Below are 21,693 nucleotides of genomic sequence, written 5' to 3' on the forward strand. Positions count from 1 at the left end.
ATTCGCATACTCCGACCCCGTTAGACTCGGCCATTGGCACCTTTGCGTCCACCACCGGAGACGAGGCGTCTCCAGGTCGAGACGGGGCACGTCAGCCAGCCAATCGGAAGCACGGGAAGAGATGTCGGCACCGAATAAGTCGTACGACCCGGTCGAGGTCGAGGCGTTGAAACCGGAAGAGATCGAGCGCATGCGGGACGAGGCGCTCGCCGCCTTCGCCGCCGCGGACTCCCTCGACGCGCTCCAGGAGGCCAAGGTCGCCCACACCGGCGGCACCTCGCCGCTGGCCCTCGCCAACCGCGAGATCGGCGCACTGCCCCCGCACGCCAAGGCCGCCGCCGGCAAGCTGGTCGGCCAGGCCCGCGGCGCCGTGAACAAGGCGCTCGGAGCCCGCCAGGCCGAGCTGGAGGCCGAGCGCGACGCGCGCGTGCTGGTCGAGGAGGCCGTGGACGTCACGCTGCCCTACGACCGCGTGCCGGCCGGCGCCCGCCACCCCCTGACCACGCTCTCGGAGCGCATCGAGGACGTCTTCGTGGCCATGGGCTACGAGGTCGCCGAGGGCCCCGAGATCGAGGCCGAGTGGTTCAACTTCGACGCCCTGAACATCGGCCCGGACCACCCGGCCCGCGGCGAGCACGACACGTTCTTCGTGCAGGGCCCGGAGGGCGGCACCGAGTCCGGTGTCGTGCTGCGCACCCACACCTCGCCGGTCCAGATCCGCTCGCTGCTCAGCCGTGAGCTGCCGGTCTACGTGATCTGCCCGGGCCGCGTCTACCGCACCGACGAGCTCGACGCCACGCACACGCCCGTCTTCCACCAGGTCGAGCTGCTCGCCGTGGACGAGGGCCTGACCATGGCCGACCTCAAGGGCACCCTCGACCACATGGTCCAGGCGCTGTTCGGCGGCGAGGGCATGAAGACCAGGCTGCGGCCGAACTTCTTCCCCTTCACCGAGCCGTCCGCCGAGATGGACATGGTCTGCTACGTCTGCCGGGGCGAGTCCGTCGGCAATCCCGACCGTCCCTGCCGCACCTGCTCCAGCGAGGGCTGGATCGAGCTCGGCGGTTGCGGCATGGTCAATCCGCGGGTCCTCACGGCCTGCGGCGTCGACCCGGAGAAGTACAGCGGCTTCGCCTTCGGGTTCGGCATCGAGCGGATGCTGATGTTCCGCCACAACGTCGAAGACATGCGAGACATGGTCGAGGGTGACGTCCGGTTCACCCGGCCGTTCGGGATGGAGATCTGATGCGGGTCCCGCTTTCTTGGCTGCGGGAGTACGTCGACCTGCCGGCGACGGAAACCGGCCGCGACGTCCAGGACAAGCTCGTCTCGGCCGGGCTCGAGGTCGAGACCGTCGAGCACCTCGGCGCCGACCTCAAGGGCCCGCTCGTCGTCGGCCGGGTGCTGACCATCGAGGAGCTGGAGGGCTTCAAGAAGCCGATCCGCTTCTGCACCGTCGACGTCGGCCAGGCCAACGGCACCGGCGAGCCCCAGGAGATCGTCTGCGGCGCCCGCAACTTCGCCGTCGGCGACAAGGTCGTCGTGGTGCTGCCCGGCGCCACTCTGCCGGGCGGCTTCTCGATCTCCGCGCGCAAGACGTACGGCAAGACGTCCCACGGCATGATCTGCTCCAGCGACGAGCTGGGCATGGGCGACGACGGCAGCAAGGGCATCATCGTGCTGCCGCCGGAGATCGAGGTCGGCAAGGACGCCATCGAGCTCCTGGAGCTGGTCGACGAGGTCCTGGACATCGCCGTCACCGCCAACCGCGGCGACTGCCTGTCCATCCGCGGCGTCGCCCGCGAGACCGCCATCGCCTACGGCCTGCCGCTGCGCGACCCGGCGCTGATCGACGTACCCGGCCCGAACGCCTTCGGTTACCCGGTGCAGGTCTCCGACCCCACCGGCTGCGACCGCTTCACCGCCCGCACGGTGACCGGCCTCAGCCCCGAGGCGCGCTCCCCGATCTGGCTGCAGCGCCGGCTGCAGAAGGTCGGCATGCGCCCGATCTCGCTCGCCGTCGACGTCACCAACTACGTGATGATGGAGCTCGGCCAGCCGCTGCACGCCTACGACCGCTCGCTGGTCCAGGGCACCATCGGCGTCCGCCGGGCCGAGCCCGGCGAGAAGCTCGTCACCCTCGACGGCACCGAGCGCAAGCTCGACGCCGAGGACCTGGTGATCACCGACGAGCGCGGTCCCATCGGCCTCGCCGGTGTCATGGGCGGCGCCAACACCGAGATCGCCGACCACGACGACGTGGAGAACGCCACCAGCGACGTGGTGATCGAGGCCGCGCACTTCGACGCGGTGTCGATCGCGCGCACGGCCCGCCGTCACAAGCTGTCCTCCGAGGCGTCCCGGCGCTTCGAGCGCGGCGTCGACCCGCAGGCCGCGGCCGCCGCCGCGCAGCGCACGGTCGACCTGCTGGTGCTGCTCGCCGGCGGCAGTGCCGAGGCCGGCGTCACCGAGGTCGTCGCGCCCTCCGCGCCGCACACCATCACGGTCGCCGCCGACCACCCGGACAAGGTGGCGGGCGTCGACTACGGCCGCGAGACCGTCGTGCGGCGGCTTCAGGAGATCGGCTGCGACGTCTACGGGCAGGACGAGCTGATCGTCACCGTGCCGTCCTGGCGGCCCGACCTGATGGAGATCAACGACCTCGCGGAGGAGGTCATCCGCCTCGAGGGCTACGAGAACCTGCCCTCCACGCTGCCCAAGCCGCCGTCCGGCCGCGGCCTGACGCACCGCCAGCGGCTGCACCGCCGCATCGGCCGCGCGCTGGCCGGGGCGGGCTACGTCGAGGCGCCGAACTACCCGTTCATCGGCGAGCAGGTCTTCGACCAGCTGCTGCTGGAGGCCGACGACCCGGCGCGGCGCGTCGTGAAGCTGACCAACCCGCTCAACGACGAGGAGCCCGCGCTCCGTACGTCGCTGCTGCCGGGCCTGTTCGGCGCGCTGCGCCGCAACAACGGCCGCGGCTCGCACGACCTGGCGCTCTTCGAGACCGGCCTGGTCTTCCGGCCGCGCGAGGAGCAGCAGATCGCCGCGGCCCTGCCGGTCGACCGGCGGCCCACCGACGAGGAGATCGCCGAACTGGACGCCGCGCTGCCGGAGCAGCCGCGCCACGCCGCCGTCGTCCTCGCGGGCGCCCGCGAGCAGGCCGGCTGGTGGGGCAAGGGCCGTCCGGCGGACTGGGCCGACGCCGTCGAGGCCGCCCGGGCCGTGGCCCGCGAGGCCGGCGCCGAACTGGCCGTGCGCGGAGGGCAGTACGGGCCCTGGCACCCGGGCCGCACGGCCGAGCTGGTGGTCGTCGTGGACGGTGCGGACAAGGTCGTCGGCCACGCCGGCGAGCTGCACCCGCGCGTGATCAAGGCGCTCGGCCTGCCCGAGCGGACCTGCGCGATGGAGATCGACCTGGACGTGCTGGAGGCGGTCGGCAACGACACCCCGCAGGCGCCCAGCATCTCCACGTTCCCCGTGGCCACGCAGGACGTCGCCCTGGTCGTCGACAAGGCCGTACCGCACTCCGACGTGGAGGCCGCGCTGCGCGAGGGCGCGGGCGAACTCCTCGAAGGAATCCGGCTGTTCGACGTCTACGAGAACGACGACCAGCTCGGCGAGGGCCGCAGGTCGCTGGCGTACGCGCTGCGCTTCCGCGCGGGTGACCGGACGCTGACGGTCGACGAGGCCTCGGCGGCCCGGGACGCGGCGGTCGCCCTCGCGGGCGAGCGCACGGGAGCCGTTCTGCGGGGTTAGCTACAGGAGGGAGGCATTGCAGTTTCCGCCGTGAATATGCCTCCCACCTGCATAAATGCGAGTGGCTCGTAGGTGCTCACTCATTCGGGTGACAATCTCGGATGATCTGGCCCTATCAGGCCATGCGGTCGACAGAATCGGACCGGTCTCTAGGGGCCGGTCCGTCTGTGCTGTCGGGGCCTAAATGGGGGGCCAATCGGCATGATCCGCATCAAGCCCGGGGTTCGCCGCGGCGCGGGGAGGCGGCCGCTGCGCCGGGTGCTCGCGCTGGGGCTGCCCACCGTGTGGGGCGCCATGGCGATCTCGTACAAACTGGCCTGTCCGCTGGCCCAGCAGAACGGTCTGGGCGCGCGGGTCGTCACCAGCGCCGTCTTCTTCGCCGTCGGGACGGGACTGATCCTGCACGTGCGGCACGCGCTGCTGCGCGAGCTGAAGGAGGCCCGCCGGGTCGCGGGCGTCGCGCAGAGCGCGCTGCTGAGACCGCTGCCGCCGCGGATCGCGGGGCTGAGCGTCGCCGCCGCCCAGGTATCCGCCGACCGCGGCGCGGCCATCGGCGGCGACCTGTACGACGCCATCGCCACCGAGCACGGCGTGCGGGTCGTGATGGGCGACGTGCGCGGGCACGGCCTGGCCGCCGTCAGCACGGTCGCCGCCGTCCTCGGCAGCTTCCGCGAGGCGGTGCACGACGAGCCCGAACTCGGCTCCGTGCTGCGGCGCCTGGAGCGCGCCCTGGCCCGGCACCTGCGCGAGCGGGCACGCAGCGAGCACCCCTCGGCCGGAGCGGAGCCGGACCACCCGGTCGCCGAGGAGTTCGTCACCGTACTGCTGCTGGAGATCGGGCCCGACGGAGAGATGCGCCTGCTCAACTGCGGGCACCCCTGGCCCCATCTGCTCGGTGAGGGACGGGCGGAGCCCATGGTCCGAGCGGATCCCCTCCCTCCGCTCGGACCATTCCCGCTCCCGCCCGAACTGGACGTGCAGCACTGCGGCCGTCTGCTGCCCGGCGAGACCCTGCTCCTCCACACGGACGGCGTGGAGGACGCCAGGGACGGCCGTGGCCGGTTCTTTCCGTTGGGCGAGGTCCTGGCCCGCTACGTGCGCGACACCACCGTGGCCGTCCCCCAGGCGGTCCTCGGATCGGTCTTCACCGCACTGCTCCACCACACGGCCGGCATCCCGACGGACGACATGGCCCTGCTGGCACTGAGGAACGACCGTTGCCTCCAACGCGCCCAGGGGGCGCGGGGAACCGCGCGACCGGCCACGGCACACCCGCAGCCGACCACGCACCTCTGACGCGACGGTGCTCAGTCGCCCGGCCAAGCCGCCGGCAGGCCGTCCGCCCCGCCACGGAGTGTCGGGCAGGCAGCTGGGCGGACGGCGCGAGAACGGGCCACCGCACTGTACGAGGGGGAGCCGGCGGCCCGGCCGGCCTCTTTGCGAGGCATTTCAGTCAACCGGGCGGAAACTCTCCGCAACAGCGCGCGTACGCTGCGGATTCGGGCACTCCGTTCACACCCCGTGTGAAGCCGTTCGCACTAGTCTGACGGGCACCGAGCCACCCGGGGGGCACATATGCAGCCCAACACTCTGCTCGACGCGATCCTGGACGAGGCCGGGATCTCGCATGCGGGGCTGGCAGCACACGTCAATCAGGCGGGGCGGGCGCGCGGTCTCGCGCTGCGTTACGAACACACCGCTGTGGCACGGTGGTTGAAGGGGCAGCGGCCGCGCGGTCAGGTGCCCGACCTGATCTGCGAGGTGCTCGCGGCCCGGCTGCACCGCCCGGTCACCCTCGACGACATCGGCCTCGGCGTCCCCGGCGAGCCGTCCGCGCCGCACGGCACCTCCCTGTCCGGCTTCGTCGAGCGGGCGACCGCGCTGTGGCGCTCCGACGAGCAGCAGCGCCCGCACATCCTGGGCGCGCCCGCGGTGACCGGCACGCCCGCCGTCATGCCCGTGTGGGAGTGGGAGAACCCGCCCGAGGACGTCGACGTATCACGCGGCGGCCGGCACCGGGTCACCCCCGCCGACCTGGAGATGCTGCGCGCCGCCCGTACCCACTACGAGCAGATGTACCGCAAGGCCGGCGGCATCGCGACGCGCACCAGGATCGTCGGCTTCCTCAACGCCGAGGCCGCACCGCTGCTGCGCGGCAGCTACACCGACGCCACGGGGCGTCAACTGCACCGGGCGACGGGCGGGTTGGTGGCGATCGCGGGCATCTGCGCCTACGACTCCGACGCGCACGGCCTCGCCCAGCGCTACTTCCACCAGGCGCTGCGGCTGGCCAAGGCCAGCGGGGACCGGGGACTGGGCGCGTACGTGATCGCGCTGCTGGTCAACCAGTCCCTGTTCATGCGGGAGTACCGGCAGGCCGTCGCCTTCGCGGAGGCCGCGCTGCGCGCCGCGGGCAAGCACATCACCCCGGCGCTCGCCTGCGACCTGTACGCGATGCAGGCCAAGGCGTACGCGCACCTGGGCGACGGCACGACCGCGCTGTCCTGCATCCGGCGGGCCGAGCAGGCCGCCGAACGCATCCGGCGCGGATACGAGCCCGACGAGACCGGCTATGTGCAACCGGGTCTGGTCAACGTCCAGGTGGCGGAGGCGCTCCTCAGCCTCGGTGAACTCGTGGCAGCGGGGGAGCACGCGGCGGCGGCCGTGGACAACCCGGCGCACGACCGCGGCCGGGTGCACCGGCTCGCCATGCTCAGCACGATCGAACTGCGCCGGGGCAACGCCGACAAAGCCGTGGCCACCGCGGTGCAGATGGCGGAACAGGCGCGCGGAATGGAGTCCCAGCGGCTGCGCGACAGACTCCGGGCGGTGCGCGAGCACCTGGTGCGCAGCGGCTGCGCGGGCACCGCCGAGGCCGCCGAACTCATCGACGGCGCACTGCGCGTACCGCTGTAGACCGGTTACCGAGCACCGCCGAACCACAGTCCCTGCTGCGATATTGCCACTTACTCGACGGAAGGTGGCAGAACCGTGCAGTGGACGAAACAGAACGAACAAACTGTGTATGCGAACCGCTGGTTCGACGTGAACCTCGCGGACGTCGAGTTGCCGGACGGCCGGCATCTCGATCACTTTCTGATACGGCTGCGTCCCGTGGCCGTGGCGACGGTGGTGAACGAGGCCAACGAGGTCCTCCTCCTGTGGCGCCACCGCTTCATCACCGACAGCTGGGGGTGGGAACTCGCGGCAGGGGTGGTCGAGGACGGCGAGGACATCGCCGCCGCGGCCGCCAGGGAACTCGAGGAGGAGACCGGCTGGCGGCCGGGACCTCTGCAGCACCTCATGAGCGTGGAGCCGTCCAACGGCCTCACCGACGCCCGGCACCACATCTACTGGGCCGACGAGGGCGATTACGTCGGGCATCCCGTGGACGACTTCGAGTCGGACCGCCGGGAATGGGTCCCCCTCAAGCTCGTCCCCGACATGATCGCCCGCGGAGAGGTCCCGGCCGCCAACATGGCGGCCGCGTTACTGTACTTGCACCACCTCAGGCTCGGGCAGGACGCCCGGCCCTGATCCCCCCGCGTCCTGGTCCGGTGTCAGTGGCCCAGGGCCTGCCATATCGTCGCCACGAGCGCGCCCACCGCGGTCAGGGTCGCAATCGCGGGCAGCGGCCAGCGGGCGTGCTCCAGCGCGATGATCCGTGCGCTCAGGTCGTCCATCTCCTTGTCGGCCTCCTCGGTCCGGTGGTTGAGCAGAGCGAGCCCTCCCTCGACGCGTGCGTACGCGACGTCGAGGCGGCGGCGTAACTCTGCGAGTTCTCCTTGGACCACGGGATGCTCGGGGTCGGCGGTCACGAGTCCGCTCCTTTCCGTAGTCGGCACATCCCTTGCATGCGCATGAGGAGTCAACTCGCCTGGTGGGCGCGTGGGGAGCGTGTGCGGACGGCATATGCGAGCCCGCGGCGCACACGGTGTGTGAATGGCGCGGGCCCGGCACCTCGAAAGGTGCCGGGCCCGTGTTCGTCGCACTGTGTAGCCGCCACCCTGGAACGGGCAGGGTGCGGCCCGCCGGGGCGCGGGTGTCAGCGGTAGCTGTAGAAGCCCGAGCCGGACTTCCGGCCGAGCCGGCCCGCGTCGACCATGCGCTGGAGCAGCGGGGGAGCGGCGTACAGCGGCTCCTTGTACTCCTCGTACATCGAGTACGCGACGGACGCGACCGTGTCCAGGCCGATCAGGTCGGACAGCTTCAGCGGGCCCATCGGGTGGGCGCAGCCGAGCTCCATGCCGTTGTCGATGTCCTCGCGGCTGGCGATGCCCGACTCGAACATCCGGATCGCGGACAGGAGGTAGGGGATCAGCAGCGCGTTGACCACGAAGCCGGAGCGGTCCTGGGCCCGGATGGCGTGCTTGCCGAGCACCTTCTCGGTGAACAGCTGGGCGCGGCCGAGGGTGCCCTCGGAGGTGGTGAGCGCCGGGATCAGCTCCACCAGCTTCTGCACGGGCGCCGGGTTGAAGAAGTGGATGCCGACGACCTGGTCGGGGCGCGAGGTGGCGACCGCCAGCTTGACCAGCGGGATCGAGGAGGTGTTGGAGGCAAGGATCGCGTCGGGCCGGGTCACGACCTGATCGAGGACCTGGAAGATCTCCGTCTTCACCTGCTCGTTCTCGACGACGGCCTCGATCACCAGGTCGCGGTCGGCGAACTCGCCGAGGTCGGTGGTGAAGCTGAGCAGCGCCTGCGTGGCGTCCAGCTCCGCCTCGGTGATCTTGCCGCGCTCGGCCGCCTTGCTCAGGGAGTTGAACAGCCGGGTGCGGCCGATCTCCAGAGCCTCGCCGGTGGTCTCGGCGACCTTGACCTCCAGACCGGAACGGGCGCACACCTCGGCGATGCCGGCTCCCATCTGGCCGCAGCCCACAACTCCGACGCGCGCAATGTCTCCCGCCGGGATGTCAGTCACATCGTCCCCTTCGCTGGTCTACGGGTGGGCGGCAGGTCTCCGCTGGTTCGGCCCCTGCTCCGATCGTGCACGTTACTCCCAAGTATCGATGATCGATCGTCCGGGTACGGGCATCCTGGGCGACGGAAACGATCCGTAACCGTACGGATCCGTACTGTATGGGGGTGCCCCGACCATGGGTCGAGTCTCACGCAGGGCGTTCACGCTGGCCGCGCTCGCCACGCTGGCGGCGGCTCCGGACGCGGCCGCCGCACCGCGGCGCCGGCGCGCGCCCGGCGAGATGCGGGGGGTGTGGGTGGCCACCGTGGCCAACCGGGACTGGCCCTCCCGCCCGGGCCTGACCGCGGCCGAGCAGCGCGCGGAGCTGGCCGGGCTGCTCGACCTGGCGGTGCGCAACCGCCTCAACGCCGTGATGTTCCAGGTGCGTCCGACCGCGGACGCGCTGTGGCCCTCGCCGTACGAGCCCTGGTCGCAGTTCCTCACCGGGACCCAGGGCCGGGACCCCGGCTGGAACCCGCTGGAGACGGCCGTCCAGGAGGCCCACGACCGCGGTCTGGAGCTGCACGCCTGGTTCAACCCCTACCGCGTGGCCACCCACACGGACCTGACGCGGCTCGCCGCCACCCACCCGGCGCGGCTGCGCCCCGACTGGGTGGTGCCGTACGGCGGGAAGCTCCACTACAACCCGGGACTGCCCGAGGTGCGCGCCTTCGTCCAGGACGCGATGCTCGACGCGGTCCGCAAGTACCCGGTCGACGCCGTGCACTTCGACGACTACTTCTATCCGTATCCGGTGGCCGGCCAGACCTTCGACGACGACGAGGCCTACGACACCTACGGCGGCGGCTTCGCGAGCAAGGCCGACTGGCGCCGCGACAACATCGACCGGCTGGTGCTGGAGATGGCGGCACGGATCAGGCGGACCCGGCCCGGAACGCGGTTCGGCATCAGCCCGTTCGCGGTGTGGCGCAACGCCGCGACCGACCCGCTCGGCTCGGACACCCGGGCGGGCGTGCAGACCTACGACGACCTGCACGCGGACACCCGCAGGTGGGTGCGCGAGCACTGGATCGACTACATCTGCCCGCAGGTCTACTGGAACATCGGGTTCGCCGCCGCCGACTACGCCACGCTCGTGCCCTGGTGGGCGGAGGTCGCCCGGGGCACCAGCACCCAGCTCTACGTGGGGGAGGCGCTGTACCGCGCCGGCGATCCGGCGCAGGGCGCGGCGTGGCAGGACCCCGCGGAGCTTTCCGGGCATCTCACCCTGGCACGGAACCACCCGCAGGTGCGCGGGCACGTCTACTTCGCCGCCAAAGACGTGGCGACGGACCGTATCGGGGCGATGGCACGGGTCGTCGCCGACCACTACCGCCGGCCGGCGAGGCCCCCGCGCTGATCTACTGCTGCGTCTCCTTGTGCCGGATCTCGGTGTCGGGGCCGGGGGAGCACACGCCCACGTGCCCGTCCTCGAAGCGGACGCGGAACGGCGGAGTGCCCTCCGGGCCCAGGACTTCGACGATCTCACCGACCTTGTCGTGCTGTCCGACCACCCTGCCGTGCTGGACAAGCTGGTCGCCCACGGTTGCCTGCATGTGTAGCGCCTCCTCACCGATGTGCGGGAGCAGCGGTCCGTGGCCGAGTCTACGGCGCGGGGCCCGGGTTGGGACCGGAGCGTGCACGCCGCTCAGCCCCGCGCCCGCTGGGTGACGGCGATGCACACGAGGACCGCCGCGGCGGTCAGCGGTGCGGCGGCCGTCGGATGCTCGCCCAGCAGCAGCACGGACCACACCAGTGTGAGCAGCGGCTGGGCCAACTGCAACTGGCTGGCCTTGGGGATGCCGATCGCCGCCATGCCCCGGTACCAGACGACCAGGCCGAGGAACTGCGAGCCCGCCGCGACCCAGAGCACCCCGGTCACGCTGTGCGCGGTCAACTGCGCGGGCTCGTACGACAGGGCGAGCGCCGCGGCAGGCACGCTCAGCGGCAGGCACAGGACCAGGGCCCAGCCGATGACCTGCCAGCCCGGCATGACACGGGCCAGCCGGCCGCCCTCGGTGTAGCCGGCCGCGCACACCAGCAGCGCGGCGAACAGATAGAGGTCGGCGGTGGTCAGTGCGCCGCCGCTCTGCTGCACCGTGAACGCGACGACGGCGGCCGCGCCCGCGAGGGCCGCCGTCCAGAAGGTACGGGAGGGCCGGTGGCCGGTGCGCAGGGCGGAGAACAGGGCGGTGGTGAGCGGGAGCAGGCCGACCACGACGGCCGCGTGCGCGGTGGTGGACGTCTCGAGCGCGAGCGTGGTCAGCAGCGGGAAGCCGACCACGACCCCGGCGGCGACCACCGCGAGCCCGGCCCAGTGGCGGCGCTCCGGCAGCCGCACCCGCGTGGCGAGCAGACAGGCGCCCGCGATGAGCGCGGCCAGCACACTGCGGACGGCCACCAGCGACCAGGGCCCGAAGCCTTCGAGCCCCCAGGCGGTGGCGGGGAAGGTGAGCGAGAAGGCGGTGACGCCGAGGACCGCCTGGAGCGTGCCGCCGACGGCCGGCGTCTCGTGCGGGGTGGCGACCGCTATCCGCTCCGAAGCAGTAGCGCTATTCTGTGCTCTCATGCAACAGCGTAGCAGCGTCGGTGAACTGGCGGGACAGCTGCGACGGGAACTCGACCGCTACTCTCCTGGTGGAAAGCTCCCGTCGAGTCGTGTCCTCGTCGAGCGGTTCCGGGTCAGCCCCGTGACCGTCTCGCGGGCCCTGGCCCAGCTGGCCGCCGAGGGACTGGTGGTGACCCGGCCGGGCGCGGGCGCCTTCCGTGCCGAGCCGCGGGGCGAGAGCGCCGCGCCCGGTGACACCTCCTGGCAGGAGGTGGCCCTGAGTGCGGACGGGGCCGCCGACCTCGTACCGCGCACGGTCGACGCGTCCGGCGTGGTCGTGTCGCTCGCCGCGCCGCCGCCCGGGGTCGTCGAGTTCAACGGCGGCTATCTGCACCCGACTCTGCAGCCGGAGCGGGCGATGGCGGCCGCGCTGGCCCGGGCCGGGCGCCGCCCCGGTGCCTGGGGCCGGCCGCCGATGGAGGGTCTGCCGGAACTGCGGGAGTGGTTCGCGCGCGGTATCGGCGGCGGGGTCACCGCGGCCGAGGTGCTGATCACCGCGGGCGGCCAGTCCGCCCTGACCACGGCCCTGCGCGCGCTCGCGCCGCCGGGCGCCCCGGTGCTCGTCGAATCCCCGACCTATCCGGGCATGCTGGCGATCGCGCGCTCGGCGGGCCTGCGCCCTGTCCCCGTCCCGGTCGACCAGGACGGCGTCAGGCCGTCCCTGCTCGCCGACGCGTTCCGCGCCACCGGCGCGCGGGTCTTCGTCTGCCAGCCGCTGTTCCAGAACCCGACGGGCGCGGTCCTCGCCGCGGACCGCCGCGCCGAGGTGCTGCGCATCGCCCGGGCGGCCGGGGCGTTCGTCGTCGAGGACGACTTCGTACGGCGGCTCGTGCACGAGGACGCGGGCCCGCTGCCGAGTCCCCTCGTGGCCGACGACCCCGACGGCGTGGTGGTCCACGTCGGCTCCCTGACGAAGGCGACCTCGCCCAGCTTCCGGGTGAGCGCGCTCGCCGCCCGCGGGCCGGTGCTGGAACGGCTGCGCGCCATCCAGATCGTCGACACCTTCTTCGTCCCCCGGCCGTTGCAGGAAGCGGCCGTCGAACTCGTCGGCTCCCCGGCCTGGCCCCGCCATCTCCGTTCCATCTCGGCGGAGTTGAAGACCCGGCGCGACACCATGACGGCGGCGCTGCGCCTGCGGCTGCCCGAACTCGCCCTCCCGCACGTCCCGTCGGGCGGCTACCACCTCTGGCTGCGCCTGCCCGACGGCACCGACGAACTCGCCCTCACCTCCGCCGCCCTGCGCGCGGGCGTCGCCATCACCCCCGGCCGCCCCTACTTCAGCGCCGAACCCCCGGCCGCACACGCGCGGTTGAGCTTCGCGGCGGTCGCGGGGGCCGGGGAGATCACGGAGGGGGTGCGCCGGCTGCGGACGGCGTTCAAGGAGGTGCGGGCATGACGCCGCGTGCGACGCCGGCGGCGGATCGCCCCGGAAAACCGCTCGACGCCCCTCCCCGGACCTGCGAGCCTCCCGCCATGAGCGACGCGGTGAAGCTTCCTGACGGGTACGAGATCTCGGCCGACGCCGGGCGCATCGACGTCGACCGGGTGCACCGGTGGCTGTCGAGCGACGCGTACTGGGCGCTGGAACGCTCGCGGGAGAAGCAGGAGCGAGCGGTCGCCGGGTCGCTCAACTTCGGTGTGTACGACATGGTTTCGGGAGATCAGGTGGCGTATGCCCGGGTCATCACCGACCGTGCCACCTTCGCCTGGCTGTGCGACGTCTACGTCGACCGCTCCGTGCGGGGCAAGAACATCGGGACGGCCCTCGTGGGCGCCGTACGCGATCACCTGGAGCCGTACGGTCTGCGGCGCATCCTGCTCGCCACGCATGACGCCCACGGTGTGTACGAGAAGCTCGGGTTCCGCGCGCTGGCGCGACCCGACCAGTGGATGGCGCTGGTGTTCTGAGCGGCCGGATTGCGTCACTTGTCCGCCAGGTCCTGACCTTGAAGTAAGGCCACGGGCACCGTGGGTAACCTGTGATCGCACGCCCTTGACCTGCGCACTTCCGCGACACACCATCGCCCCATGCAACTCAGGGTCACGTTCGTCGCCGCCGCGCGCAGCTCCCCGCTGCTCGCCGAGCACTTCCAGGACGACCGCCCGCTCGACCAGGCAGGCTGGGACGAGGTGCAGCGCGCCGCCCACGACCTGATCCCGCTCGCGGCGGCCGACCTGCGCTACTGCTCGCCGACGCCGCGCAGCCGCGCGACCGGCGACGCCCTCGGCTACGCACCACTGGTGCAGCTCGCCCTGCGCGACTGCGACATGGGCCGCTGGTGCGGTCTCACGCTCGGCGAGGCGATGGCCCGCGAGCCCGAGGCCGTCGACGCCTGGCTCGCCGACCCCAGGGCCACCCCGCACGGCGGCGAGTCCCTGCTGACCTTCATCACCCGGGTCGGCAACTGGCTCGACACCCGCCCCTTCGAGGACGGCGGCCGCATCGTCGCCGTGGCCGAGCCGTCCGTCGTCCGCGCGGCGCTCGTCTACGCCCTGAAGGCGCCGCCCGCCACCTACTGGAACCTCGACGTCCGCCCGCTGTCCACCACCACGGTCACCGGCCACGCCGGCCGCTGGAACCTCCGCTTCGACGCGCACTCGGCGCAGGCGTCCCGCGCCTGAGCGGCCGGTCGGCAGGGTGCTCCCGCGCAAGCGGCCGTTTGCGCGCCAACGGCCTTTCCCGCACGAGCGGTTGGTCGCGGCAGCAGCCGGCCCCGCCGCCGGTCGGCTCCCTCAAGCTCCCCGCACGTACTCCGTCGCCAGCACCAGATCCTTCGCCGGGCCGCCCACCCGCCACACCGTCCGCCAGTGATCCGCGTCGCGGACCGTGAACTCGCCGCGGTAGAAGTCCGCCGCGCAGGGATGGTCCGCGACATACCGGCCGGAGGTCAGATCCAGGTCGTGGAAGGGCCGGCCGTCGGTGAAGCGGACGTCCGCCGTGCCAGGTGAACTCCCGGGCAGGAAGCGGAGGGTGCGCTCGGCGGGCCGGGCGACGCCCCGCCAGGTGAACGTCCCGGACTCCTCGTGCAGCAGCCCGCCCTCCGTGAGCGGGCTGAAGAGCGTCGTCCCCGTGAAGCGCCCCTCGGCCCCGCTCGCCAGATCCCGTACCGTCCGCTCGACGCGCCACGGCCCGGCCAGGTGGGCGAGGACGTCCGGCACGGGCCACAACCCGTCCATCGTCAGCCCTTCCCGCGGCGGCGCCGCAGGCCGTCGGGGGAGCCGGTGGGGGCCTTGCGGTCGGCCTGGGCCCGGATCTCCTGGTGCGCCGCGTGGCTCGTGGTGCGGAAGGCCTCCTCGTACGCGGCCAGCGCTCCGGCCAGACCGCCACCGGCCGTCCCGCGACGGCGGATCCGGCGCGCCAGCCCGGTGAAGGCGAGCATGACGACGGCCAGGAAGGCGGTCAGCAAGAGGTAGGGCACCAGCGCATGCATGCCGCCGACCCTACGCCCGGCGCCGCTCGCCCCATTGACGTGCTCACGCCCCTTACCTATGTTTCCGTTCGAAGTGCTGACCGCTGTCTGATATCTCGAACGATTGCCATGATCCATTCCCAGAGCCGCGGAGTACCATGTCGCATCCCACTAATCGCACCCGGCTGAGACTCGGCCTCGGAGCAAGCGCTTGCCTCCTCGCCGCCGGACTCCTCCCGGGCCCTGCTCACGCCGCCGAGGCAGCAGGCACCACCGACATCACCGACTACGCGATCGACGTCGACCCCACCGCCAAGGGCGCGAGGATCGACGACACGATGTACGGCGTCTTCTTCGAGGACATCAACCGCGCCGCCGACGGCGGTCTCTACGCCGAGCTCGTGCAGAACCGGTCCTTCGAGTACTCCACCGACGACAACGCCTCGTACACGCCCCTCACCGCGTGGACGGTCGACGGCACGGCCCAGGTCCTGGACGACGACGGCCGGCTGAACACCCGCAACCGCAACTACCTCTCCCTGGGCGCCGGTTCGGCGGTCACGAACGCCGGCTACAACACCGGCGTCCGAGTCGAGCGGGGCAGGACGTACGACTTCTCGGTGTGGGCTCGCGCCGCGAGCGGCACCACGCTCGCCGTCTCGCTGCAGGACGCCGACGGCTCGCTCGCCGGCGTCCGCAAGGTGGCCGTGCGCAAGGGTGGCTGGGCGCGGTACCGGGCGACCTTCACCGCCGCCCGCACCAGCTCCGGCGGCCGCCTCACCGTGGGCACTTCGGCCGCCGCCGCGCTCGACATGGTCTCGCTCTTCCCGCGCGACACCTACAGGAACGAGCCGAACGGCCTGCGCAAGGACCTCGCCGAGAAGATCGCCGCCCTGCACCCGGGCTTCGTCCGCTTCCCCGGCGGCTGCCTGGTCAACACCGGCTCGATGCAGGACTACAGCGAGGCCTCCGGCTACCAGCGCAAGCGCTCCTACCAGTGGAAGGACACCGTCGGCCCGGTCGAGACTCGCGCGACGAACTCCAACTTCTGGGGATACAACCAGAGTTACGGGCTCGGCTACTACGAGTACTTCCGCTTCGCCGAGGACATCGGCGCCATGCCGCTGCCGGTGGTCCCGGCCCTGGTCACCGGCTGCGGGCAGAACAGGGCCGTCGACGACGACGCGCTGCTCAAGCGGCACATCCAGGACACCCTCGACCTCATCGAGTTCGCCAACGGGCCCGTGACGTCGACGTGGGGCAAGGTGCGGGCGCGGATGGGCCACCCCAAGCCCTTCCACCTCACCCACATCGAGGTCGGCAACGAGGAGAACCTGCCGAAGGAGTTCTTCGCCCGCTTCCAGCAGTTCCGCGCCGCCGTCGACGCCAAGTACCCATACATGACGGTGATCTCCAACGCGGGCCCGGACGACTCCGGTTCGACCTTCGACACGGCCTGGCAGCTCAACAAGGACGCCAAGGTCGACATGGTCGACGAGCACTACTACAACAGCCCGCAGTGGTTCCTGCAGAACAACGACCGCTACGACTCCTACGACCGCGGCGGGCCCAAGGTGTTCCTGGGCGAGTACGCCTCCGGCGGCAACGCGTTCAAGAACGGCCTGGCCGAGGCGGCGTACATGACCGGCCTGGAGCGCAACGCGGACGTCGTGAAACTCGCTTCGTACGCACCGCTGTTCGCCAACGAGGACTACGTGCAGTGGCGCCCGGACATGGTCTGGTTCAACAACCACGCCTCCTGGAACTCGGCCGACTACGAGGTCCAGAAGCTGTTCATGAACAACGTCGGCGACCGGGTCGTGCCCTCGACCGCCACCGGCACGCCCTCGCTCCTCGCCCCCATTTCCGGCGCCGTCGGCCTGTCGACATGGGCCACCGGCGCGGCGTACGACGACGTGAAGGTGACGGACGCCGACGGGAACACGCTGCTCGGCGACGACTTCTCCGGTGACGCCTCGAAGTGGACGCACACCGGTGGCGGCAGCTGGAGCGTCCAGGACGGGCAGTACGTGCAGACGGACACCGCCGCCGAGAACACCATGGTCTCGGCCGGCGACCCGTCCTGGCACGACTACGACCTGCACGTGAAGGCCACCAAGAAGGCCGGCAAGGAGGGCTTCCTGGTCGCCTTCGGCGTCAAGGACACCGGCACCTACTACTGGTGGAACATCGGCGGCTGGAACAACACCCAGACCGCCGTCGAACAGGCCGTGGACGGCGGCAAGTCGACGCTGATCGCCGAGCCGGGGTCGGTCGAGACGGGCCGCGCGTACGACGTCGACATCAAGGTGCGCGGCCGCCAGGTCACGCTCTCCCTCGACGGCCGGGAGTGGGGCAGCTTCACCGACGACAAGCCGGCCGAGCCCTTCCGCCAGGTCGTCACCCGGGACGCGCGGACCGGCGACCTGATCGTCAAGGTGGTCAACGCCCAGTCCTCGGCCGCCCGCACGGCCGTCGACCTCGGCGGCGCGAAGGTCGCGCCGAAGGCCCGCGTCACGACGCTGGCCGCCGCACCGGACGCGGTGAACACCGAGACGAGCACGCCCGTCGCCCCGGTGACGTCCACTTTCCCGGGGGTCGCCGGCAGGTTCACCTACACCTTCCCGGCGAACTCGGTCACCTTCCTGCGGATCAGGCAGAAGTAGGCCCCGCACGGCGCGCCTCGACCGAGCAGCGCTCGAGGCGCGCCGAAATTCACGCCGAAACTACGTCACGGGAAAGTTCTGTTTCCCTCTCGTTCACCATTCTATAAATCCCCGCTCGTATTCGGAATTGACGCCACCACTTTTCATGGTCGGCACAACCAATCCGAATGCCGGACCGTCTGAACGGTCGAATCGATAAACCGCGGGGAGTAAACGAGCAATGAAACGCCCGAGCCTGTCCGCGGCCGTTTCGAGTGACCATTTCGCACCGAGGAGGGCCGCGGCGCTGCTCGCGGCCGTCATCACCGTCACCGCGCTCTGCGTCGCCGACACGGCCGCCCGCAGCTATCCGTTCGGCCCCAACACGCGCAGCGTCAACGACCTCGGCAACCAGTACGTGCCGTTCCATGCCCACCTCTGGGACCTGCTGCACGGACGGGCCGGCGGCCTCCTCGTCAACTGGCGATCCGGCTACGGCTCCAGCTTCCTGCCCGACTTCGGCACCTATCTGAGCAGCCCGTTCGCGTTGCTCGTCGGGGTCTTCCCGCGGCACGAGATCGATCTCGCGGTGTACGTGGTCACCGTGCTGAAGACGGCCTGCGCGGGCGCCGCGGCGGCCTGGCTGCTGCCGAGCCTGCGCCGCGGGCCCTGGTGGGCAGCGGGGCTGCTCGGCGCCTCGTACGCCCTGTGCGGCTGGAGCGTCGCGGTCGGCTCCTACAACCCGATGTGGCTCGACGGCCTGATCGCGCTGCCCCTGCTGTGCCTGGTCGCGGAGTGGACGCGGCAGGCCCGGCGCCCCCTGCTCGGCGTCCTGGTGGTCGCGCTCGTCTGGACCGCCAACTTCTACACCGCCTACATGGCCACGCTCGCCGCCGGCCTGGTGCTGCTGCTCCGGCTGTGGCTCGCCGAACTCACGCGTCGGCAGCGGCTGGTGGCCGCGGGCCGCGCCGCCGTCACCGTCCTGCTCGGCGTGGGCCTCGCCGCCCCGCTGCTGACCGTCGTGTACGCCGGCACCGGGCACGCCTACCCCGGCCGGCAGGCGGACTTCCGGCCGGTGGCGACCGAGGACCTGCTGGCCCGGCTGCTGCCGACGACGTACAGCTTCAGCAGCCCGGCCGTCTACGCCGGGACCGCCGCGCTCGTCCTCGCCCTCGCGCTGCCCTTCCACCGGAAGGTGCCGCGCCGGGTGCGCACCGGCTGGACGCTGCTGACCATCGCGGTCGCATTGTCGCTCCAGTGGGGTCCGACCCAGCTGGTCTGGCACGCCTTCGCCACCCCGCAGGGCAGCGCGTACCGCGAGGCCTTCGTGCTGTGCGCGCTGCTGGTGATCGCCGCCTGGCACGCGCTGTCGTACGGGCCGCCGGACGCGCGCGCCCTGGGCGCGGCGGGCGTGCTCCTGGCGGTGATCACCGCCGTCGCGAGCCGCAGCGCCCTGGTGCACCCCGTGACCTGGGCGGTGTTCCTGCTCGCGGCCGTCGGGGCGCTCGGCGGGCTGGCCCTGCTGCGGTACACGGACCCCGGCCGGCGCACGGGCGGCCGCCCCCGCGTGGCCGGCGGACACCGCGTCGTCCTGGCCGGGCTCGCCCTGGCCCTGCTCTTCGGCGGGCAGTTCGGCGAGGCGATGGCCACCTCCGCCGTCGCCACCCGGCTTCGGCTCGGGCACATGGACGACTACGCCCCCTGGGGCGCACGCCGGCAGGCCCAGGCGGAGGTGATCGCACGGGCCGACGGCTGGCCCCGGTACCGCACCGACCCGGGGCGCGAACAGACCGTCGGCAACGACCCGTTGACCGTCGGCGGCGAGGGCGCCCAGTACTACAGCAGCCTCACCTCGGACGTCCTCAGCCGTACGCTCACCGCCCTCGGGGGCGGCTGGAACTCCCGCGGCCGCAGCGTCCAGAGCCTCGACAACGCCGTCACCGACGCGATCTTCTCCGTCGGCGCCCGGGTGCACTCCCCGCCGGACCCGCACCAGAACTGGTTCGAGCAGGACGGCAGCGGGCCGACGGTGACCCGGCAGGACGTGCCGCCCCTGGTCACGGTGCGCCCCTCGGGCGCGTCCGCCGGCGGCTGGGGCCCGTCGCCGTACCGCAACCAGGAACTGCTGCTCGGCGCCCGCGTCTACACCGTCCCCCGCATCACCGTGCGGACCAGCAAGGGCCTGCCGCCGAGCCCCGACCCCAGGCACCCCGGGCTGCTCGTCGGTCTGCCGGACCCCGGCAGCGCGCGGCAGCCGGTAGTCACGGCCTCCTGCCCGGCCGGCAGCGAGGTCTACCTGTGGGCGCCGCACTTCTGGGGGACCGCACAGCTCACCGGCGGCGGTCCCACCGGGCGGTTCCGCTCGGACGTCCGCGACACCAAGATCGCCGCCATGCAGCGGCTCGGCACGGTGCCGGCCTCGGGAAGGGTGCGCATCGACCTGACGCCGAAGGCCACCGGCACCGTCCCGGACGGCGCGGTCGGCTGCCTGGACACCGCCCGGCTGCACACCGCCGTCGCCCGCCTCAAGGCCGCCGGGGCCACCCGGGTGACCGTCTCCGGTGCCTCCGTCAGAGCCGAACTGCCCAGAAGCAGCAGGGGAGTTGCCGTCGTCGCGGCCCCGCGCATCGCCGGCTGGCGCTGCGCCGCGGGCGGGGCGGACGCCCGGCCGGCGGGGGAGTACCACGGCCTGATCGCCGTGCCCCTGGACGGCACCGCCACCACCGTCACCTGCACCTTCCACCCGCCCGGGCTGCGGCTCGGCACGGCCATCGGGGCCGCCTCGCTGCTGACCCTGGCCCTGCTCGGCGTCCTCGCGGCCGTCCGCAAACGGCGCCCCGCCGCACCGCCGCCCACCACGACCACCCGACCGCGCGAGCCCGTGACCGGCGCTCTGTGACCGCGTCCCTGGGAGAACAACCATGCTCATATCGATCGTCGCACCCTGCTACAACGAGGAAGACGTCATCGGGCTCTTCCACGACCAGGTCCAGCGGGTCGCGGACCAACTGCTGCCGCTGGGCCACGACATGGAGTTCGTGTACGTCGACGACGGCAGCCGCGACCGTACGCTCGCGGCCCTCGAGCGGCTCGCCGCACGCGACCCTCGCGTGCGGTACGTGTCCTTCAGCCGCAACTTCGGCAAGGAGGCGGCCCTGCTGGCCGGCCTGCGCCACGCCTCGGGCGACTCCGTGGTCGTCATGGACTCCGACCTGCAGCATCCGCCCGAACTCATCCCGCGCATGGTGGAGTTGCGCGAGGACGGCCACGACCAGGTCATCGCGCGCCGCACCAGGACCGGCGACCGGATGACCCGCACCCTCACCGCCCGCCTCTACTACCGGCTGGTCAACCGCCTCGTCGACGTCGAACTGGTCGACGGCGTGGGCGACTTCAGGATGCTCTCGCGGCGCGTGGTGGACGCGATCGTGGACCTCAGCGAGTACAACCGCTTCTCCAAGGGCCTGTTCGCCTGGGTCGGCTACCCGAGCACCACCTTCGAGTACGAGAACGCCGCCCGCGGGGCCGGCCGCGGCTCCTGGAGCCTGCGCGGTCTGCTCAACTACGGGATCGACGGCCTGCTCTCCTTCAACAACCGGCCGTTGCGCGCCGCCCTGCACCTGGGCACGGTCCTGCTGACGATCGCGGGCCTGTACACCGCATGGATCGTCGGCGCCGCGCTTGTCAACGGCGTCCAGACCCCCGGCTACGTCACGATCATCACGGCCGTCACCGGAGTCGCCGGAGTGCAGATGATCATGCTCGGCGTCATCGGGGAGTACACCGGCCGTATCTACTACGAGGTCAAACGGCGCCCGCACTTCCTGGTGAAGGCGACCAACGTGGACCGGGCGAAGGATCTCATTCCCTGATGACCCGGCAGACGAGCAGGCAGTTGTTCACCTTCGCCGTGATCGGTGTCGTCAACACCGGCACGTATTACTGCGCCTATCTCCCGCTGCTCACCCGAATCCCTTATCTCGTCGCCCATATTCTCGCGACCGCGATCAGTCTCACCGGTTCGTTCTTCCTCAATGCGCGATTCACCTACCGCACCCGCCCGACCCTGCGGAAATTCCTGCTGTTTCCGCTGACGAACGCGGCGAATTTCGTCATCACGACGGCGGGCGTCTACGTACTGGTCGACCTGCTGCACCTGAGCAGCCGCTGGGCGCCCCTGCTCGCCTCCCTGGGGGCGATCCCGGTGACGTTCGTCGTGTCCCGCCGGATCATGCTCCCGAAGGCCGACCGGGCTCAGATTGCATAAACGTGCAGCGAAACGTATAGTCATGCCATCCAGAGGAGGGTGAC

19 protein-coding genes are annotated in these 21,693 nt (G+C 71.8%); 13 read left to right on the top strand and 6 right to left on the bottom strand.

Annotated features, from left to right (window positions below):
- Positions 1–121: 121 nt before the first annotated feature.
- The 5 genes from pheS (at position 122) to ACFU97_RS10045 (ending at position 7,296) form a co-directional block, all read left to right on the top strand.
- Complete coding sequence (gene pheS / locus ACFU97_RS10025) at positions 122–1,246, top strand: phenylalanine--tRNA ligase subunit alpha (RefSeq protein WP_384253393.1); 1,125 nt, start codon at positions 122–124, stop codon at positions 1,244–1,246.
- Positions 1,246–3,759, top strand: coding sequence for a phenylalanine--tRNA ligase subunit beta (pheT, locus tag ACFU97_RS10030; protein ID WP_384253395.1), 2,514 nt, complete (start codon positions 1,246–1,248; stop codon positions 3,757–3,759). The genes pheS and pheT overlap by 1 nt, the downstream gene beginning before the upstream one ends.
- Before the next feature lie 201 nt (positions 3,760–3,960).
- Positions 3,961–5,055: a PP2C family protein-serine/threonine phosphatase gene (locus tag ACFU97_RS10035; protein ID WP_384253398.1), complete on the top strand. Its 1,095-nt coding sequence runs from the start codon at positions 3,961–3,963 to the stop codon at positions 5,053–5,055.
- Between the two features lie 279 nt (positions 5,056–5,334).
- Positions 5,335–6,675 carry a transcriptional regulator gene (locus ACFU97_RS10040; protein ID WP_384253400.1) on the top strand — a complete coding sequence of 447 codons (1,341 nt, stop codon included), beginning with the start codon at positions 5,335–5,337 and terminating at the stop codon, positions 6,673–6,675.
- 75 nt (positions 6,676–6,750) lie between these two features.
- A complete protein-coding gene (locus tag ACFU97_RS10045) occupies positions 6,751–7,296 on the top strand; it encodes an NUDIX hydrolase (RefSeq protein ID WP_384253402.1) in 546 nt (181 codons plus the stop codon).
- Between the two features lie 23 nt (positions 7,297–7,319).
- On the opposite strand, the gene ACFU97_RS10050 is transcribed toward ACFU97_RS10045, so the two are convergent.
- Together ACFU97_RS10050 and ACFU97_RS10055 are read right to left on the bottom strand one after the other, a co-directional pair.
- Complete coding sequence (locus ACFU97_RS10050; protein ID WP_384253404.1) at positions 7,320–7,577, bottom strand: hypothetical protein; 258 nt, start codon at positions 7,575–7,577, stop codon at positions 7,320–7,322.
- A 227-nt stretch (positions 7,578–7,804) separates the two neighbouring features.
- Positions 7,805–8,680, bottom strand: a complete 876-nt coding sequence (locus ACFU97_RS10055; RefSeq protein ID WP_384253406.1) for a 3-hydroxybutyryl-CoA dehydrogenase — start codon at positions 8,678–8,680, stop codon at positions 7,805–7,807.
- A 175-nt stretch (positions 8,681–8,855) separates the two neighbouring features.
- Between ACFU97_RS10055 and ACFU97_RS10060 the strand changes: the two genes are divergently transcribed.
- On the top strand, positions 8,856–10,079 hold the full coding sequence (locus ACFU97_RS10060) for a glycoside hydrolase family 10 protein (protein WP_384253408.1): 1,224 nt from the start codon (positions 8,856–8,858) through the stop codon (positions 10,077–10,079).
- Between the two features lies 1 nt (position 10,080).
- On the opposite strand, the gene ACFU97_RS10065 is transcribed toward ACFU97_RS10060, so the two are convergent.
- Complete coding sequence (locus tag ACFU97_RS10065) at positions 10,081–10,275, bottom strand: DUF1918 domain-containing protein (RefSeq protein WP_384253410.1); 195 nt, start codon at positions 10,273–10,275, stop codon at positions 10,081–10,083.
- A 92-nt stretch (positions 10,276–10,367) separates the two neighbouring features.
- Positions 10,368–11,288, bottom strand: a complete 921-nt coding sequence (locus ACFU97_RS10070; protein ID WP_384253413.1) for a DMT family transporter — start codon at positions 11,286–11,288, stop codon at positions 10,368–10,370.
- On the opposite strand from ACFU97_RS10070, the gene ACFU97_RS10075 reads away from it, so the two are divergent.
- From ACFU97_RS10075 to ACFU97_RS10085, 3 genes are all read left to right on the top strand, one after another.
- Positions 11,287–12,723 (top strand): PLP-dependent aminotransferase family protein, encoded by a 1,437-nt coding sequence (locus ACFU97_RS10075; protein WP_384253415.1) that lies wholly within the window; start codon positions 11,287–11,289, stop codon positions 12,721–12,723. The two genes, ACFU97_RS10070 and ACFU97_RS10075, sit on opposite strands and share 2 nt — an antisense overlap.
- A gap of 77 nt (positions 12,724–12,800) precedes the next feature.
- Positions 12,801–13,235 (top strand): GNAT family N-acetyltransferase, encoded by a 435-nt coding sequence (locus ACFU97_RS10080; protein ID WP_384253417.1) that lies wholly within the window; start codon positions 12,801–12,803, stop codon positions 13,233–13,235.
- A gap of 120 nt (positions 13,236–13,355) precedes the next feature.
- Complete coding sequence (locus ACFU97_RS10085; protein ID WP_384253420.1) at positions 13,356–13,949, top strand: histidine phosphatase family protein; 594 nt, start codon at positions 13,356–13,358, stop codon at positions 13,947–13,949.
- Positions 13,950–14,060: 111 nt separating this feature from the next.
- Here ACFU97_RS10085 and ACFU97_RS10090 read toward each other — a convergent pair whose 3' ends face one another.
- On the bottom strand, positions 14,061–14,504 hold the full coding sequence (locus ACFU97_RS10090; RefSeq protein ID WP_384253422.1) for a DUF6314 family protein: 444 nt from the start codon (positions 14,502–14,504) through the stop codon (positions 14,061–14,063).
- Positions 14,505–14,506: 2 nt separating this feature from the next.
- Positions 14,507–14,758 (bottom strand): hypothetical protein, encoded by a 252-nt coding sequence (locus tag ACFU97_RS10095; RefSeq protein WP_384253425.1) that lies wholly within the window; start codon positions 14,756–14,758, stop codon positions 14,507–14,509.
- Positions 14,759–14,895: 137 nt separating this feature from the next.
- Between ACFU97_RS10095 and ACFU97_RS10100 the strand changes: the two genes are divergently transcribed.
- The 4 genes from ACFU97_RS10100 (at position 14,896) to ACFU97_RS10115 (ending at position 21,649) form a co-directional block, all read left to right on the top strand.
- Positions 14,896–17,403, top strand: a complete 2,508-nt coding sequence (locus tag ACFU97_RS10100) for an alpha-L-arabinofuranosidase C-terminal domain-containing protein (RefSeq protein WP_384253427.1) — start codon at positions 14,896–14,898, stop codon at positions 17,401–17,403.
- A 220-nt stretch (positions 17,404–17,623) separates the two neighbouring features.
- Complete coding sequence (locus ACFU97_RS10105) at positions 17,624–20,281, top strand: YfhO family protein (RefSeq protein ID WP_384253429.1); 2,658 nt, start codon at positions 17,624–17,626, stop codon at positions 20,279–20,281.
- A 22-nt stretch (positions 20,282–20,303) separates the two neighbouring features.
- Positions 20,304–21,254 (top strand): glycosyltransferase family 2 protein, encoded by a 951-nt coding sequence (locus tag ACFU97_RS10110; protein WP_384253432.1) that lies wholly within the window; start codon positions 20,304–20,306, stop codon positions 21,252–21,254.
- Complete coding sequence (locus ACFU97_RS10115) at positions 21,254–21,649, top strand: GtrA family protein (RefSeq protein WP_384253434.1); 396 nt, start codon at positions 21,254–21,256, stop codon at positions 21,647–21,649. The genes ACFU97_RS10110 and ACFU97_RS10115 overlap by 1 nt, the downstream gene beginning before the upstream one ends.
- The last annotated feature ends 44 nt before the right edge of the window (positions 21,650–21,693 follow it).

It is taken from the genome of Streptomyces sp. NPDC057616, from assembly GCF_042800575.1.
GTDB lineage: Bacteria > Actinomycetota > Actinomycetes > Streptomycetales > Streptomycetaceae > Streptomyces.

Coding starts and splice junctions, on each gene's coding strand:
- ACFU97_RS10075 (WP_384253415.1), top strand. CDS start 11,287: ATGCAACAGCGTAGCAGCGTCGGTGAACTGGCGGGACAGCTGCGACGG.
- ACFU97_RS10090 (WP_384253422.1), bottom strand. CDS start 14,504: ATGGACGGGTTGTGGCCCGTGCCGGACGTCCTCGCCCACCTGGCCGGG.
- ACFU97_RS10095 (WP_384253425.1), bottom strand. CDS start 14,758: ATGCATGCGCTGGTGCCCTACCTCTTGCTGACCGCCTTCCTGGCCGTC.
- ACFU97_RS10115 (WP_384253434.1), top strand. CDS start 21,254: ATGACCCGGCAGACGAGCAGGCAGTTGTTCACCTTCGCCGTGATCGGT.
- ACFU97_RS10080 (WP_384253417.1), top strand. CDS start 12,801: ATGAGCGACGCGGTGAAGCTTCCTGACGGGTACGAGATCTCGGCCGAC.
- ACFU97_RS10035 (WP_384253398.1), top strand. CDS start 3,961: ATGATCCGCATCAAGCCCGGGGTTCGCCGCGGCGCGGGGAGGCGGCCG.
- ACFU97_RS10060 (WP_384253408.1), top strand. CDS start 8,856: ATGGGTCGAGTCTCACGCAGGGCGTTCACGCTGGCCGCGCTCGCCACG.
- pheT (WP_384253395.1), top strand. CDS start 1,246: ATGCGGGTCCCGCTTTCTTGGCTGCGGGAGTACGTCGACCTGCCGGCG.
- ACFU97_RS10070 (WP_384253413.1), bottom strand. CDS start 11,288: ATGAGAGCACAGAATAGCGCTACTGCTTCGGAGCGGATAGCGGTCGCC.
- pheS (WP_384253393.1), top strand. CDS start 122: ATGTCGGCACCGAATAAGTCGTACGACCCGGTCGAGGTCGAGGCGTTG.
- ACFU97_RS10085 (WP_384253420.1), top strand. CDS start 13,356: ATGCAACTCAGGGTCACGTTCGTCGCCGCCGCGCGCAGCTCCCCGCTG.
- ACFU97_RS10100 (WP_384253427.1), top strand. CDS start 14,896: ATGTCGCATCCCACTAATCGCACCCGGCTGAGACTCGGCCTCGGAGCA.
- ACFU97_RS10065 (WP_384253410.1), bottom strand. CDS start 10,275: ATGCAGGCAACCGTGGGCGACCAGCTTGTCCAGCACGGCAGGGTGGTC.
- ACFU97_RS10040 (WP_384253400.1), top strand. CDS start 5,335: ATGCAGCCCAACACTCTGCTCGACGCGATCCTGGACGAGGCCGGGATC.
- ACFU97_RS10110 (WP_384253432.1), top strand. CDS start 20,304: ATGCTCATATCGATCGTCGCACCCTGCTACAACGAGGAAGACGTCATC.
- ACFU97_RS10105 (WP_384253429.1), top strand. CDS start 17,624: ATGAAACGCCCGAGCCTGTCCGCGGCCGTTTCGAGTGACCATTTCGCA.